1 protein-coding gene is annotated in these 2,040 nt (G+C 38.9%); it reads left to right on the top strand.

Annotated features, from left to right (window positions below; genetic code table 11):
* Positions 1-2,040 (top strand): DUF7507 domain-containing protein (locus KWG70_RS15460; RefSeq protein WP_449619090.1); only part of this gene is annotated, 2,040 nt, incomplete at both ends.

Genomic DNA, 2,040 nt, shown 5'->3' with positions numbered 1-2,040 from the left:
ACATCGCAGATAACATTAATATCACCAATGATGGAGGTTTAACAGGCGTAACAATCAATACCGATGGAACGATTAATGTACCAGCGGGAAGTACAGCAGGCACATATACAGTTACCTATGAGATTTGTTTAGATGTAGACCCAACGATTTGTGACACAGCCGATGTGACTATAGATGTAGATCCAAGTATCAACGCTGAGAATGATGACTTTAGCAGTACACAATTCAATCCAGTAACAGGTGGAACAACAGCAAGTGTTTTTGCAGATAATGGAAATGGTACAGATACAGCTAATGGAGTAGCTGCAACTGATGGTAACATCGCAGATAATATTAATATCACCAATGATGGAGGTTTAACAGGCGTAACAATCAATACCGATGGAACGATTAATATACCAGCAGATTCAGTTCCTGGAACATACACAGTTACATATCAGATCTGCTTAGATGTAGACCCAACGATTTGTGACACTGCAGATGTGACTATAGTAATAGGTGCTTGTGCAGATTTCCCAAATAATGATTGTGATAACGATGGCGTTATAAACGCTGTAGATATATGTAATGGTTTTGATGATAATGCAGATGCAGATGGAGATTTAGTACCAGATGGTTGTGATGATGATGATGATAATGATGGCTTACTAGATGTGGATGAACGAGGAGAGACATTAAGTGCTCCACCAGCGTGTGGCAGTCAAGCAGTGTTTGATTTTAGCGCAATTCCTACAGAAGAAACAGGTGATGGAAACGTAGCAACGCTACTAGAAGGAGAAGTATTCAGGTTTGCAAATGTTACAGTGGGTACAGATGCTTTAGTTACATTAGTAGATTTTAACAACGCTACAGTAGATATTTTAGATGATAATTCATCTAATCCAGAATACTTCAAACCTGGTTCAAGAATAGCTTATTTAAATCCAGGCGAAGAAGGTTATATTGAATATAATATTCAGCTGGTTCAATCAGGCACATCGATTCCGGTGAGTTTTCCAGAAGTTTTTGTTGGATATAATGATATGGATGGAACTCCAGATTTATCTGAACGTAATAGAATACCTTATCCTTTGAGTTATGCTGTTGATAACCCAACTACCTTAACTATTACATCAGAACCTAACTTTTTAGTAGCGACTTCTGGAAGTGTTAATTTTCCTGGATCTTCGAATAGTAACCCGTTCCTAAATATCACAGCGAATTATAACAATTTTTCAAGTTATACATTTAGATTAGGAACAGTAGCTAACAATACAATTACAGATGTTGTTAGATATCATAGTCTTTTATTTGATTGTGCAACTAATTTTGTTGATCCACAAACAACAGATCCAGATACAGATGATGATGGTATTCCAGATTATATTGATACAGATAGTGATGCAGATGGTTGTCCAGATGCATTAGAAGGTGATGGGGGCTATACTTTGGCAGATTTAGACGGAGATGATAGTTTAGGAGATAATGTTGATGCTAACGGAATACCTCAAGATATTTCGAATAATTCATTACAACAAAATGATGTAAGTTCTACGGACGCTACAGTTAGTTTATGTTCCGAGATTAACATCATCAAAGAGAGTAGCTTAGACTTAGGTGCAGATGGTGTCGTTAGTGTAGGCGATGTGATTACCTATACCTACACCGTAAGTAACCTAGGCGGTGTGACATTATTTGATGTAAGTGTAGTGGAGAATGCTGCTGACTTTACCGGAACAGGGACTTTACCAACACCAGTATACCAGAGTGGAGGTGCCGACCTAGACCTAGAGGCCGATTTAGAGGATTTAGCCGTAGGCGCAGGAACGATAGTATACACAGCCACATATACCATCACACAAGATGATATAGATGCAGGAGTAGTCACCAACCAAGCAACAGCTAATGGAGATGATCCTGCTGGTAATGTTATAACCGATGATAGTGATGATCCAACGGATCCAACCGATACGGATAACAATGGAGATGGCGAGCCAGATGATCCAACCGATACAGTGATTCCACAGAATCCATCGATGAGCATCATCAAAGAGAGCAGTT

This window comes from Psychroserpens luteolus (genome assembly GCF_021032705.1).
GTDB lineage: Bacteria > Bacteroidota > Bacteroidia > Flavobacteriales > Flavobacteriaceae > Psychroserpens > Psychroserpens luteolus.
The sequence above is the reverse complement of the archived record's forward strand: the minus strand, read 5'-3'. Positions and strand labels throughout refer to the sequence as shown.